Genomic DNA, 14,210 nt, shown 5'->3' with positions numbered 1-14,210 from the left:
ACATCCGGCCAATGCCGCCCCGGACCTGTGCACAACCGGCCCCACGGCGGCCGCCACCGGACCGGCGCGCCGGACCGGGCCCGCGTGCCTCATCCGTACGGGTGACACGGTTATCCACACGGCGCGTGTCGTCCACAGGCGCGACGGCCACCCCGGCGGTGGCGCAGGACTCCCGGCACAGTGCTCGCCATGAGCGCAGACGAGAACACCAGCAGGAACACCGACCGCGACACCGACATCGGTGCCGACACCGGCACCGGCACCGACCGCGACACCGCGCGGAACACCGGCACCGACCGCGACGCCGGCACCGGCGCCGCCGGCAGCCCCGGCACCCCCTCCGGGAGCGCGGGCGGCCTGCCAGGTGCGGGCCCGCGACCGCCGGGCCCTTCCGCCGGGCAGCCCGTGGTGAGGATGCGCGGCCCCGCCGACATGGCCGAGATGCTCCCCTACCTGCTCGGCTTCCACCCCGACGACAGCATCGTCGCCCTGGGCCTCCAGGGCCCCGGGCTGCGCCAGGGCGGAACCGTGCGGGTCGACATCCCCCGCCGGCCGGACTGGGAGCGGGTCGCGGCCGACACGGCCCGCCTCCTGGTCCGGCTGTCCGAGGCACACGACCGCAGGCCCCGGGGCGTGGTGCTGTACCTCGTCCGGGACCCCGGCCCGGGCCGGGACGGACGCGCGGTCGCGGACGGCCTCCGGCCGCTGGCCGAGCTGCTCGACACCGCCTTCCGCGGCCTGGGCCTCGACGTCAAGGAAGCCCTCTGCGTCTCGGACGGCCGCTGGTGGTCCTACGCGTGCCGCCGGCCGGGGTGCTGCGACCCGGACGGCACCCCCGTCCGCGCCGCGGGCGACGCCGGTCCGGTCGCGGCCGCCGCCACCTACGCCGGGCTCACCGTCCGGGGAAGCCGCCGGGAGCTCCGCGCCGCCATGGAACCCGTCGGTCCCCCCGAGGCGCAGGAGCTGGCGGAGGCCTTCGCCCGGGTCGCCCCCGTCCTGGCCGCCGAGGTCGGCCGCCCCGGCGGGGCCCGGCAGGTCGGGGAGCGGACCGGGGCGCTCCTCGACGCCGCCATGGAGCGCTTCCGCGCCGGCGCCGACCGTCTCGACGACGAGGAGGCCGTGCGGCTCGTCCTCGGGCTGCAGGACAAGCGGACCCGTGACCGGGCGGCCGAGTTCGCCGAGCCGACCGACCTGGCGGCCGCCCGGCGGCTGTGGCTGTTCCTGGCACGCAGGTGCGTCGCGCCCTTCCAGGACCACGCGGCGGCTCCGCTGACCCTGCTGGCCTGGACGGCGTGGCTGGCCGGGGACACCGCCACCACCAGGGTGGCCCTCGCCCGGGCGCTGGACGCGGACCCGGACTACACCCTCGCCCAGCTCCTCTACGACTCCCTCAACGGAGGCCTGCGGCCCGACCGGCTGCTGGCGACCGTCCGCAGGGAGCGGGCCCGGCGGCTGGCACGCCGGGACGGTCGGAGCGGTCCGGGCGGCTCGGCCGGGCGGGGCCGGCCCGGCCGTCCGGCAGCGGGGGCCGTGTGACCTCCCGTCCCGCACCGCCGCCGGTCCGCCCGCCGCTCGGCCGCCCCCGCCGGCGGGCCCGTCCGCCCCCGCTCACACCTCGCCGCGCCCCATCCGGATCAGCCGGTCCAGCACCCGGCCGTCGCTCACCCGCAGGCCGTCGTGCTCCCATTCGTCGGTGACCCACGTGCGCAGACCGCGTACGCTCCGAGCCGTCTCCAGCGAGTGCGCGGTGTCCACGTACATGTCGGCGTGGTAGACGGCGGCCGTCACCGGCACCTCGTTGGCGGCCAGCCGCGCCGGGTCGTAGAGGTCGGGCCAGTCCTCCCGTTCGGCGATCAGTTCGGCCGCCTCCTTCAGGGGCAGCAGCGCCGGGTCCGTGTCGAACATCCAGGGGTAGATCATCTCGCCGGTGAACAGCACCGGGCCGTCCCCCGCCAGCGCCCCGTCCACCTCGAACGCCGGGAACTCCCCGCGCACCCGCTGCGCCGCCCAGCGGGTCCCCGAGGGGTCGACCGAGCGCTGCCCGTAGATCGACTCGTGCAGCACCGCGTAGAGCGGGTTGCCCGCGAAGGAGAGGTGCGCCTGTACGCCCGCCAGGAAGGTGTCCGACAGCTCGGGGCCGCCGGCCCCGCCCACCCAGGCCTCCTCCAGGAGGTAGTGCAGGACGTGGGAGCCGCTCCCGGTGCCCAGCAGCATGCCCAGGGACTGGAACGCCTCCGCGGTCAGCAGGCCGCCGTCCGGCAGCCGCACCGGACGGGACCGCAGGTGTCCGGCGATCCGACGCACCTCCTCCGCGTCCTGCGGGTGGCGCGCGTAGTGCTCGCGGTTCTTCTCCGCCACTCGCGGATAGGCCGCCCGGTACACCGCCTCCGCGCCGGTCCGCAGGCCCGCCAGGCCGCCCGTGACGAACGCCTCCCGCAGGCCCTCCGGCGCCAGGGACAGGTAGGTCAGGGTGCAGAAGCCCCCGAAGCTCTGCCCCAGCAGGCTCCACCGGCCCTCCTCGCCCAGCAGCCGCCTGCGGACGGCCTCCGCGTCGCGCACGATGGCGTCCGCCCGGAAGTGCGCCAGGTACCGCGCCTGCTCCGCCGGGCCGCCCCGCAGCGGGAGCGTCCGGCGGTCGGCCGGCGTGGAGCGGCCCGTCCCCCGCTGGTCGAGCAGCAGCACCCGGTAGTCCTCCAGGGCGCGCCCCAGCCAGCCGTCCCGCCCCAGCGGCCTGGCGGCCTTGTTCCCCGGACCGCCCTGCAGGAAGAGCAGCCACGGCAGGTCCTCGCGTTCCCGGCCCGCAGCCACCACCTCCCGCGCGTAGACCTCGATCCGCTCGCCGGCCGGGTCGGCGTGGTCCAGGGGGACCTGGACGACGTGGTCGGTCGAGACGATCCCCGGCAGACGGAGGACGGACATGAAGGAACTCCCTGGAACGCACTGGTGGCTGTCGTGCCCGGGCACCGTACCTTCCGGGGCCGCCGCCGCGGGCCGCGCCCCGTCCCGACCCCGTTCCGCTGTTTATCGTCAGGGAGACGACTAGGATCGGCCCCATGTCGCGTTACGATCCGTCGGCCTTCCCCCCGTTCGCCGTCACGGTCGACCTCGTGGTGCTCACCGTGCGCGAGCACGCCCTGTGCGCGCTCGTGGTCCGCCGGGGGGAGCCGCCCTTCCAGGGCTACTGGGCGCTGCCCGGCGGGTTCGTGCGGCCCGACGAGGGGCTCGGCGAGGCCGCGGCCCGGGAGCTGGCCGAGGAGACGGGACTGCGGGCCCAGGCCAACCACACCCAGGCCGAAGCCCCCGCCGACCTCGTGCGGGGCGAGCGTGCACGGGGCGGCCACGCCCAGGGCGCCGGCGCCCACCTGGAGCAGCTCGCCACGTACGGGCACCCGCAGCGCGATCCGCGGATGCGGGTGGTGAGCGTGGCCCACCTCGCCCTCGCCCCGGACCTGCCCGCCCCCCGTCCCGGGGGCGACGCCCGCAGCGCCCGCTGGGCCCCGGTGGGCGAACTGCTCGGCAACGGTGCGGAAGGCGGCGTGCCGCTGGCCTTCGACCACGCCGCGATCCTCGCCGACGGGGTCGAGCGCGCCCGGTCGAAGATCGAGTACTCCTCGCTGGCAACCGCCTTCTGCCCCTCGGAGTTCACCGTCGGCGAGCTGCGCCGGGTGTACGAGTCGGTCTGGGGCGTGGCGCTCGATCCGCGCAACTTCCACCGCAAGGTCACCGGGACCCCCGGCTTCCTGGTGCCGTCCGGCGGGACGACGACCCGTCAGGGAGGTCGCCCGGCCCAGCTGTTCAGAGCGGGCGGGGCCACCGTGCTCAACCCCCCGATGCTGCGCCCGGAAGCCTAGGCGAACCGGTCACCCGTACCCCGGCGTCGCCCGATCGGGTGGGCCCGGCCGCCGGGTGCCCGGCGGCGCCCCGGCAATGCCCGGAATGGCACGCGGCCCGTTCTATCGTGCTGACCCGGGCCCCCCGAGGCCGCCGCGGAGCCGCCCGGCGGAGCGGTGGCGGGTCCCGGGCGCACGAGTGGGAGCCACCGATGATCCACGCCACCGGGCTGACCAAGACCTATCGGCGCGGCCGCGCCCCCGCCCTGCTCGACCTCACCCTCGACGCCCGTCCCGGCACGGTCACCGCCCTGCTCGGACCCGGCGGCTCCGGCAAGTCCACCGCCGTCCGGCTGATGCTGGGCCTCGAACGCGGCCGGGGCGCGGCCCTGTTCGGCGGGCGCCCGTACCGGGCCCTGCGCCGTCCCGAGCGCGAGGTCGGCGTGGTGCTGCAGGCACGTCCGGGGACCGGCCACTCCGGCGCCCCCGGCCGCACCGCGCGCGGCCACCTCAGGATGCTGGCGGCCGCGCTGGGCGTATCCGGCGCGCGCGCCGACCTGCTGCTGGAGCAGACCCGGCTCGGCCCGGTGGCCGACCACCGCCTGCGGACCTTCTCCCCGGCGACGGGGCGCCTGCTCTCCCTCGCCGCCGCCCTGCTCGGCGACCCCTTCGTGCTGCTCCTGGACGCGCCCACCGACGGCCTGTCGGAGCGCAACGCGGCCTGGTACCACGCCTTCCTGCGCGCCTTCGCCGCGTCCGGGGGCACCGTCCTGCTCACCTGCCGCGATCCCGAGGAGGCCGCCCTGGCCGCCGACCGGGTGGTGACCCTGGACGGCGGCCGGCAGGTGGCCGACCAGTCCGTGTGCGACTTCGTGGACACCCGGGTCCGCAGGGAGGTCACCGTCCGCGGTCCGCAGGTCGGACGGCTCGCCGACCTGCTGCTGGCCCGCGGCGCCGAGGTGCGGCCGGAGAGCGGCACCGCCATCGCCGTGGCCGGCATGGGCCGTACCGAGATCGGCGAGATCGCCTACCGCAACGGTGTCCTGCTGCACGAACTCGCGGACCGGGTCTCCCCGCGCCGCGTGCGCCAGGCCGTCCCCGGCGGTCTTCCCGGCACCGTCCGCGCCGGTGCCACGCGCTCCTCCGCCGTGAAGCTCCCCGTCGCGTCCGCCCCGGGGGCCGCCGTCGCCGCCGCGGGCCCTGTCGCCGCGGGCTCCCCTCCCGCTCCCGTTGCCGCTCCCGTTGCCGCCGCCGTTCCCGCCATCGCCGTTCCCGTTGCCGCCGCCACCGCCGCCGGGCAGGGTTCCGCCTCCGCCTGGCCGGCAGGGGCCGTACGCAGCCGCGACGCTCAGGGGCGGCCCCTGGTGCCGGTCCCCGACCCGGAGGAGACCGTCATCGTCCTCTCACCGGGCGCGGCGGTCGCGGCGACCGTGGTGGGCTCCCCGCGTGAGGACCGTCCGCTGGCCCCGGACTCCGCAACGCCGTTCCCCGCAGCGCCGTTCCGCGGCGGTGCCGTCCGGCCCCCGCACCGGGAGCCGACGGAGGAGCGGGCCGCCCTGCCCCCGTCCCTCCCGTCCGTCTCCGCCCCGCCTGTTCCGTCCCTGTCCGAGCCGCAGGCCGGCCCGCGCCCCTGGAGCGAGTGACCGCGTGCACACCCTGACCTACGAGGCGCGGCGGCTGGCCGGCCTCCGCTCCACCTGGCTCGTCCTGGCCGCCACGGTGGTTGCAGCAGCCGTGTTCGCCGCCGTGGCCTGCCGACGTGACCCCGTCGGGGCGGTTTCCGCGGCACAGGCGGCCCGTCGGCTCACCGCCGCGCCCCCTCGGTCGGCGTTCCCCCTCGCCGCCCTCGGATCGGGCGTGCTCGGCGCCCTGTCGTACGGCCACGAGCTCAGGAATCCCGCGCTCTCCGCATCCCTCGTCCCCGTCGGGCGGCGGCTTCGGCTCCTCGTCGCGAAACTGCTCGCCGTGGCGGTCGTGGCCGTCGGCCTGACGGCGGCCACCGCGCTGGTGGACGCGGCCGTGTTCCGCGCCGCGGCCCCCGGCGGCCTGGGGTGGGCCGTGCCGCCCCGGCCGGGCGGACTCCTTGCGGCACTGCCCGGTTCGGCCGCACTGGCCGTGGGGGCGGGGTGGACGTGCCTGCTCGCGGCCGGCCTGCTGCGCGGCGCCGCGGCCGGGCTGTCGGCACTGCCGGTGCTCGCCGTCCTGCCCGTGGTCCTGCGGGATCCCGCGACTGCTCTGCTGCGCCGCGGCGGACACGGCACGGGCCTCACCGCACCCCTGCCCGCGTCCTGCATCGCGGCGGGCCTGTCCGCGGTGGTGCTGCTCGCCGTCTGGACGGCGTTCCAGCTGCGGCGACGGACGATGTGAAGGGCGAATCGATCCACTTACGACGCCAATGAGCGTTGGGTCCTGATAGAAAGTCAATTGTCGACTGATGGGCGATCACCCTTTCGTGTGCTTTTCACGAAAGCTCTCAAGTCGCAGGCGGCTGTCGCCGACAAAGGACCTGTGAGTACCCTTGCGCACCCCACCATGAACCCCAACCGTTCCGTCGAGTCGGGAGTCCCGGCCGCCGACGAGCTGGACCGCTACGCACTGTCCGAACGGCCGGTGCCACCGGCCCCCCGCTGGGAGGGCGCGGAGGGCGACCTCGCCAGGATCGGCCGCAAGACCACCAGCAGCCGCGGCCGCGGCCTGCACGGCCAGCTGGTGCAGCAGCTGGGCCAGATGATCGTCGCCGGGGACCTGGGCGCCGACCGCCCCCTGGTGCCCGAGGAGATCGGGCAGCGGTTCGAGGTCTCCCGCACCGTCGTCCGCGAGTCGCTGCGCGTGCTGGAGGCCAAGGGCCTGGTCAGCGCCCGCCCCAACGTCGGCACCCGCGTCCGGCCGGTCAGCGACTGGAACCTCCTCGACCCCGACATCATCGAGTGGCGGGCCTTCGGCCCCCAGCGCGACGACCAGCGCCGCGAGCTCTTCGAGCTCCGCTGGGCCATCGAGCCGCTGGCCGCCCGCCTCGCCGCGGGCCACGGCCACGAGGACGTCCAGCAGCGGCTCGCCGACATGGCCGAGATCATGGGCCACGCCGCCGCCCAGGCCGACCCCGTGACCTTCGCCCGCGCCGACGCCGAGTTCCACGCCCTGGTGCTGCAGCTCGCCGGCAACCGGATGCTGGAGCACCTCTCCGGCATCGTCGCCTCGGCCCTGCAGATCAGCGGCGGCCCCGCCACCGCGTGCGAACGCCCCTCGGAGGCGTCCGCCCTGCTGCACGTCCGCCTGCTCGACGCGCTCGGCGCCGGCGACGGCACCGCCGCCGAGGCGGCGATGCGGTCCCTCCTCACCGTCCACCCCGACCTCGTCCTCTCCGACGTCGAGCACGTCGTCCCCGGGCCCCGCGAGCACTGACTGCGCCGGGGCCGTCCGACCGGCCGCCGCCGACCGGCCGCCGCCGACCGCCCACAGCCGACCGCCGTCCGCCCGGGGCCCGCACGGGCGGCGTCCGGCGCGCCGCGCGGAACCGGAGGCGCGCCAGGTGCGGTGCGGGTCCCGCGGGGGAGCCCGGAGGGGCCGAGGGGGTGGGGGCCGGATCCGGTGGCCGGTCCACGGCGGAGCGGCGCGCGGCGACCGGCGCGGCCACGCCGTCGGGCGGACCCGCCGGGCCCGCGTCCTCCGCCTCCTCCGCCTCCTTCCCGCCCGCCGCCCCTCCCTCCGGGCCCTGCCGCCGTCACGGTGCGGCCTCCCGTCGTCGGCGTGCCGCGGGAAGGGCAGGTGCCTCCGGCGTGCCGGCCGGGACGGTCGGCACGGCCTAGGCGGTCGCCGAATCCCCGGGCGGCCGTGCCCGCCGCCGGTGACGGTCCGGGCGGGGCCCCGTCCTGGCCCGGGCCCGCTGGACGGAGAGGGGCGGCCGGGTCGGTCCGGCCGGGACAGTCCGGCCGCCGGGGCGGCCCGAGGAGGGCGGCCAGGGGGCGCCGGCGGGCCGTCCGGCCGGAGCGCGCGCCGGGCCGGCGGCGCCCCCGCGGCACTGCGGGCCCGGACGCGCGCCCCCCGCGCGCCGTCGAGCCCCGCGCGAATGCCGACCGGACTGCGTCGGGGCAGTGTGACCCGCACCACGGAGGGCATGCGTAACACTTGAGTCTGCGCAGCGATGTGTACGGAGGTGGAAGCAGCTCCGGAATAGGGCGGCATGTCAGAATGCTGTGTTGCCCTGCGGCGCTGCTCCTGTCCCGCAAGCCCAGCCGTGAAGCCCGAACCCGACCCGCACCGTCCGCGCACCTGCCGCGCACCGGTACTCCTCCTGCCCTCATCGGCGGGGGGACGGAGCCGGCTTCCCGTCCACTCACGTCCGAGAGGTTGTTCGTGTCGGCCAGCACATCCCGTTCGCTCCCACCCGAGATCGCCGAGTCCGCCGCTCTCATGGCGCTCATCGAGCGGGGCAAGGCCCAGGGGCAGATCGCCGGTGACGACGTGCGTCAGGCCTTCGAGGCGGACCAGATCCCGGTCACCAAGTGGAAGAACGTCATGCGCAGCCTCAACCAGGTCCTCATCGAGGAGGGGGTGGACCTGATGGTGAGCGCGGCGGACCCGTCCGCCTCCAAGCGCACCCGGAAGAGCGTCGCTGCCAAGAGCACCGCGAAGCGCACCGCCACCAAGACGGTCACCACGCGCACGGCGGCCGCCCCGCAGTCCGTCCCGGTGCGTCCCGTCGCGGCCCGCACGGCCGCCGCCGCCGTCGCGGCCGCCCCGCTTGTCGCCGTCGCCGACGCGGACGACTCCGTCGACGAGGTCGCAGCCCCGGCCGCCTCGGCCGCGAGGAAGGCCGCGCCCGCGAGGAAGGCCGCGGTCAAGAAGGCCGTCCCCGCGAAGAAGACGGCGGCGAAGAAGACCGCCGCCAAGGCGGGCAAGAAGGGCGACGACGCCCTCGGTGACGAGGAGCTGGTCGAGGACACCGCGCTGCCCGGCGCCAAGGCCGACGGCGAGCCCGCCGGTCCCGAGGAGGAGTCCGAGGGCTTCGTGCTCTCCGACGAGGACGAGGACGACGCCCCCGCGCAGCAGGTCGCTGCGGCCGGCGCCACCGCGGACCCGGTCAAGGACTACCTCAAGCAGATCGGCAAGGTCCCGCTGCTCAACGCCGAGCAGGAGGTGGAGCTCGCCAAGCGGATCGAGGCGGGCCTCTTCGCCGAGGACAAGCTCGGCAACGGGGACAAGCTCGCGCCGAAGCTCAAGCGCGAGCTGGAGATCATCGCCGAGGACGGCCGCCGCGCCAAGAACCACCTGCTGGAGGCCAACCTCCGGCTGGTCGTCTCGCTGGCCAAGCGCTACACCGGCCGCGGCATGCTCTTCCTGGACCTGATCCAGGAGGGCAACCTCGGTCTGATCCGTGCGGTCGAGAAGTTCGACTACACCAAGGGCTACAAGTTCTCCACCTACGCCACCTGGTGGATCCGGCAGGCGATCACCCGCGCCATGGCCGACCAGGCGCGGACCATCCGCATCCCGGTCCACATGGTCGAGGTCATCAACAAGCTCGCCCGCGTGCAGCGCCAGATGCTCCAGGACCTGGGCCGTGAGCCCACCCCGGAGGAGCTGGCCAAGGAGCTCGACATGACCCCGGAGAAGGTCATCGAGGTCCAGAAGTACGGCCGGGAGCCCATCTCGCTCCACACCCCCCTGGGCGAGGACGGCGACAGCGAGTTCGGCGACCTGATCGAGGACTCCGAGGCGGTCGTCCCCGCCGACGCGGTCAGCTTCACCCTGCTCCAGGAGCAGCTGCACTCCGTGCTGGACACCCTCAGCGAGCGCGAGGCCGGCGTGGTCTCCATGCGGTTCGGCCTCACCGACGGCCAGCCGAAGACGCTGGACGAGATCGGCAAGGTCTACGGGGTCACCCGTGAGCGCATCCGCCAGATCGAGTCCAAGACCATGTCGAAGCTGCGCCACCCCTCCCGTTCCCAGGTGCTGCGCGACTACCTGGACTGATCACTGCCGGTGCCGCCGGCCCCGGGGTGCGTCCCCGCGGGCCGGCGGTGTCCGTGCGGGGCGCCCCCGCAGGTCCGTCCGCGCGCGGGGCCGCCCGTCGGCGGTGTCCGTGCACGGGGTGTCCGTGCACGGGGGCGCACCCCCGCGGAGCGCGCCTCCGCGGGCGGCGGGCGGGACGGCGAGGCCTCTTCCCCGGGGCCCGGAGCAGCGGATGCTCCGGGCCCCGCGGCGTGCCGTCCCTCGGAAGGGTTGTTCCGCGACCCGTTCCGGGCACGGAGAGTCATCGTTCTCTTACGCTGGGTCGGTTGTCTGTCGCAGATACCTCCAGGAGGACACCGGTGCTGGCCATCCGTCGGGCGCGTGCCGCCGAACCACCGCGCCGAGGCGCCGCCCTGGCCCTGCTGGCCCTCATCCCGCTGGCGGCCGCGACCGGCGCCGGCGGCACCGCGCAGGACGCCCACGCCGAGCGGCGCATCGTGGGGGGATCGCCGGACTCCACCGAGCAGCACCCCTGGGTCGTGGCCCTCGCCAGCCGGCTGCAGTTCGGCTCCACCCGCTCCGGCCAGTTCTGCGGCGGTGCCCTGGTGGCGCCGACCAAGGTGGTGACCGCGGCGCACTGCTTCTACGACGAGTCGACCGGCATCCGGGCGAACCGGCCCGGGCTCCGCGTGATCGTCGGCCGGACCGACATCACCGGCGGCGCGGGCACGGAGGTGGCGGTGCGTGACGTGTGGATCGACCCGGAGTACTCCTTCGAGGCCAACACGCGTGACGTCGCCGTGGTGACCCTCGCCGAGCCCCAGGAGGGCCGCCCGACCCTGCCCCTGGTGGCGCAGGGAGACCGGAACCCCTACCGGCCGGGTACCGGGGCCACGGTGTTCGGCTGGGGCGACACGACGGGTGCCGGGCGCTACGCGGCGCGGCTGCACGCCGTGGAGGTGACGGTCCTCGACGACGCGGTGTGCGCGGACGACTACCCCGGCGGTCCGAACGGGCGCTTCGACGGCTCGGCCATGCTCTGCGCGGGGGCGCCCTCCGGGGGGCGCGACGCCTGCCAGGGGGACAGCGGCGGCCCCCTCGTGGTCCACGGGCAGCTGGTGGGGCTCGTCTCCTGGGGCACCGGCTGCGCCGAGTCGGGCCACCCGGGCGTCTACACCCGCCTGGGCGCGCTCGCCGACGAGGTCCGCGGCCACCTCTGAGGCGTGCTCCGCCCCGACCGCACACCCTGAGTGTGCGTCATTTCACTCCGAGTGAGGTGCCGTCATGCCCGGGAATGCAAAAACCGGGCGGCGGACCGCCTCGGTCCGCCGCCCGGCTGCCGGTCCTGCCGGCCTCAGCTCGTCGGTGGGGTGTCGCTCGTGTCAGCGCTCCTCGGTGGAGGCCGTGGCGGAGGTCGCGGAGAGTCGACCGGTCTCGTCCTGTATCTCCACGGCGATCTTCTTGAGCTCCGGCTCGAACTTCCGCCCGTGGTGGGCGCAGAAGAGCAGCTCGCCGCCACTGGCCAGCACGACGCGCAGGTAAGCCTGGGCGCCGCAACGGTCGCAACGGTCAGCCGCGGTGAGCGGGCTCGCGGGGGTCAGAACAGTGGTCACGTCGCCTCTTCTCTAGCTCGACGAGCTGTCGTACCAGGGTCAACATCCAACCAGGCCGAATTCGTTCCCGCTCACAGCTTTTCTTTCTGCAACCTTCTGATCACTGTGGGCGGATCGGGGCCGGTCCCGGCCGGCTGACCGGTGGCGGCGTACGGTGGCGGCCTCTTCGCCGCCGGTTCGCCTGCTTGCCGTCTGGGGGATTCCGTTGTGTTGGTGAGGACGTGCCCCGGCCGCGGAGGGTTCATGCGTCCCGGCGCCCGTGACGTGTCTATCACTCGAACGTGTTATCGAACTGCTGTCCGAGGTGCGCGTAGCATAGAACGCACCCGGGTGGGAGCATAAGCCCCCGCCCCCGCACCGGTAGCCTGCACCTCAGCGGGGCGGCCCCCCTAGGCTGGCCCCGGCGGCGGTGCGCGGCGGTGCCCTGCGGCGCGTTCCGGGCGGACGCATCCTCAAGTCCGTGTTCGCGCAGCGCGTACAGCCCCCGCGCCCCCGCCAAGGCCGCACCATCACCCAGACGGATCGAGGAGTAGCACCGCGTGACCGCCGAAACGACCGTGCCGACCGCCCTGCTCGCCGGCGACGACGGCTCCAACTACACCGCGCGGCACCTGCTCGTCCTCGAAGGGCTCGAAGCCGTCCGCAAGCGGCCGGGCATGTACATCGGCTCGACCGACAGCCGCGGCCTGATGCACTGCCTGTGGGAGATCATCGACAACTCCGTCGACGAGGCCCTCGGCGGCCACTGCGACCGCATCGAGGTCCTGCTCCACGAGGACGGCTCCGTCGAGGTCCGCGACAACGGCCGCGGCATCCCGGTCGACGTCGAGCCCAAGACCGGCCTGTCCGGCGTCGAGGTCGTCATGACCAAGCTCCACGCCGGCGGCAAGTTCGGCGGCGGCTCCTACGCGGCCTCCGGCGGCCTGCACGGCGTCGGCGCCTCCGTCGTCAACGCCCTCTCCGCCCGCCTCGACGTCGAGGTCGACCGCGGCGGCCACACCCACGCGGTCAGCTTCCGCCGCGGCACCCCCGGCCTCTTCACCGAGCTCTCGCCCGACGCCCCCTTCGAGCCCGGCAGCGGCCTGGCCAAGGTCCGCAAGGTGCCCCGCACCCGCACGGGGACCCGCATCCGCTACTGGGCCGACCGCCAGATCTTCCTCAAGGACGCCCGGCTCTCGCTGGAGAACCTGCACAACCGCGCCCGCCAGACCGCCTTCCTCGTCCCCGGCCTGACCATCGTCGTCCGCGACGAGCGGCTCCTCGACACCGACACCGTCGACGAGCAGGTCTTCCACTACGACGGCGGCATCGGCGAGTTCTGCGAGTTCCTCGCGCCCGACAAGGCCGTCAGCGACGTGCTCCGCCTCACCGGCTCCGGCACCTTCAAGGAGACCGTCCCCGTCCTCGACGACCGCGGCCACATGACCCCCACCGAGGTCACCCGCGACCTCGGCGTCGACATCGCGCTGCGCTGGGGCACCGGCTACGACACCACCCTGCGCTCCTTCGTCAACATCATCGCCACCCCCAAGGGCGGCACCCACGTCGCCGGCTTCGAGCGCGCCCTCACCCGCACCCTCAACGAGGTGCTGCGCTCCGCGAAGCTGCTGCGCGTCGCCGAGGACGACGTCACCAAGGACGACGCCACCGAGGGCCTCACCGCCGTGGTCACCGTGCGCCTCGCCGAGCCCCAGTTCGAGGGCCAGACCAAGGAGGTCCTGGGCACCTCGGCGGCCTCCCGCATCGTCGCCGCGGTGGTCGCCAAGGAGCTCAAGGCCTTCCTCACCTCCACCAGGCGGGACGACAAGCAGCAGGCCCGCTCTGTGATGGAGAAGGTGGTCGCCGCCGCCCGGACCCGCGTCGCGGCCCGCCAGCACAAGGAGGCGCAGCGCCGCAAGACCGCGCTGGAGACCTCGTCGCTGCCCGCCAAGCTCGCCGACTGCCGCAGCGACGACGTGGAGCGCAGCGAGCTCTTCATCGTCGAGGGCGACTCGGCGCTCGGCACCGCCAAGCTCGCCCGCAACTCCGAGTTCCAGGCGCTGCTGCCGATCCGCGGCAAGATCCTGAACGTCCAGAAGGCGTCCGTGGCGGACATGCTCAAGAACGCCGAGTGCGCCTCGATCATCCAGGTGATAGGGGCGGGCTCGGGCCGGACCTTCGACATCGACCAGGCCCGCTACGGCAAGATCGTCCTGCTGGCGGACGCCGACGTCGACGGCGCGCACATCCGCTGCCTGCTGCTGACCCTCTTCCAGCGCTACATGCGGCCCATGGTCGAGGCCGGCCGGGTCTTCGCCGCCGTCCCCCCGCTGCACCGGATCGAGCTCACCAACCCCGGCCGCGGCCAGGAGAAGTACCTCTACACCTACTCCGACAGCGAACTGCGCTCCCTGCTCCTGGAGCTGCAGCGCAAGGGCAAGCGGTGGAAGGAGCCCGTCCAGCGGTACAAGGGCCTCGGCGAGATGGACGCCGACCAGCTCGCGGAGACCACCCTGGACCCGCGCCACCGCACGCTGCGCCGGATCAACCTCGGCGACCTGGAGGCCGCGGAGCGGGTCTTCGACCTGCTGATGGGCAACGACGTCGCCCCCCGCAAGGAGTTCATCGTGGACTCCGCCGCCACCCTGGACCGCTCCCGCATCGACGCCTGAGACGCCTGACCGCCCGGGACGCCTGACCGCCCTGGGCGGCCGTGGCGTCCGGACGCCCGGGCCCGCGCTGCCGTCGGCGGGCCCCCCCCCCCGGGGGGGGGGGGGCCGCCCCCCCCCCCCCCCCCCCCCCCCGCCCCCCCCCCCCCCCCCGCCCCCGCCCCCCC

Annotated in this window: 10 protein-coding genes; 8 read left to right on the top strand and 2 right to left on the bottom strand. The window is 75.2% G+C overall.

The genetic code is table 11. The features are described 5' to 3' along the window. Positions 1-189: 189 nt before the first annotated feature. Positions 190-1,536, top strand: coding sequence for a DUF4192 domain-containing protein (locus LO771_RS20220; protein ID WP_230654484.1), 1,347 nt, complete (start codon positions 190-192; stop codon positions 1,534-1,536). A 72-nt stretch (positions 1,537-1,608) separates the two neighbouring features. On the opposite strand, the gene LO771_RS20215 is transcribed toward LO771_RS20220, so the two are convergent. After that, positions 1,609-2,919, bottom strand: coding sequence for an alpha/beta fold hydrolase (locus LO771_RS20215; protein WP_230654482.1), 1,311 nt, complete (start codon positions 2,917-2,919; stop codon positions 1,609-1,611). Between the two features lie 134 nt (positions 2,920-3,053). Between LO771_RS20215 and LO771_RS20210 the strand changes: the two genes are divergently transcribed. From LO771_RS20210 to LO771_RS20185, 6 genes are all read left to right on the top strand, one after another. Next, entirely contained in the window at positions 3,054-3,851 is a 798-nt protein-coding gene (locus LO771_RS20210) for an NUDIX domain-containing protein (protein ID WP_230654480.1), read from the top strand. Positions 3,852-4,042: 191 nt separating this feature from the next. Then, complete coding sequence (locus LO771_RS20205; protein WP_230654479.1) at positions 4,043-5,473, top strand: ATP-binding cassette domain-containing protein; 1,431 nt, start codon at positions 4,043-4,045, stop codon at positions 5,471-5,473. Positions 5,474-5,477: 4 nt separating this feature from the next. Next, a complete protein-coding gene (locus tag LO771_RS20200; RefSeq protein WP_230654477.1) occupies positions 5,478-6,197 on the top strand; it encodes a hypothetical protein in 720 nt (239 codons plus the stop codon). 87 nt (positions 6,198-6,284) lie between these two features. Next, positions 6,285-7,232 (top strand): FadR/GntR family transcriptional regulator, encoded by a 948-nt coding sequence (locus LO771_RS20195; RefSeq protein WP_308188956.1) that lies wholly within the window; start codon positions 6,285-6,287, stop codon positions 7,230-7,232. A gap of 951 nt (positions 7,233-8,183) precedes the next feature. Then, a complete protein-coding gene (locus LO771_RS20190) occupies positions 8,184-9,803 on the top strand; it encodes an RNA polymerase sigma factor (protein ID WP_308188955.1) in 1,620 nt (539 codons plus the stop codon). A 305-nt stretch (positions 9,804-10,108) separates the two neighbouring features. Continuing rightward, on the top strand, positions 10,109-11,002 hold the full coding sequence (locus LO771_RS20185; protein ID WP_230654471.1) for a trypsin-like serine protease: 894 nt from the start codon (positions 10,109-10,111) through the stop codon (positions 11,000-11,002). Positions 11,003-11,164: 162 nt separating this feature from the next. Here LO771_RS20185 and LO771_RS20180 read toward each other — a convergent pair whose 3' ends face one another. Beyond that, positions 11,165-11,395 (bottom strand): hypothetical protein, encoded by a 231-nt coding sequence (locus tag LO771_RS20180; protein WP_230654470.1) that lies wholly within the window; start codon positions 11,393-11,395, stop codon positions 11,165-11,167. A 539-nt stretch (positions 11,396-11,934) separates the two neighbouring features. Between LO771_RS20180 and LO771_RS20175 the strand changes: the two genes are divergently transcribed. Next, positions 11,935-14,046: a type IIA DNA topoisomerase subunit B gene (locus LO771_RS20175; RefSeq protein WP_230654469.1), complete on the top strand. Its 2,112-nt coding sequence runs from the start codon at positions 11,935-11,937 to the stop codon at positions 14,044-14,046. Positions 14,047-14,210: the final 164 nt, after the last annotated feature.

The organism is Streptacidiphilus sp. ASG 303 (genome assembly GCF_020991365.1).
GTDB lineage: Bacteria > Actinomycetota > Actinomycetes > Streptomycetales > Streptomycetaceae > Peterkaempfera.
Note: the sequence above shows the minus strand (reverse complement) of the source record. Positions and strands in the feature narration are given on the sequence as shown.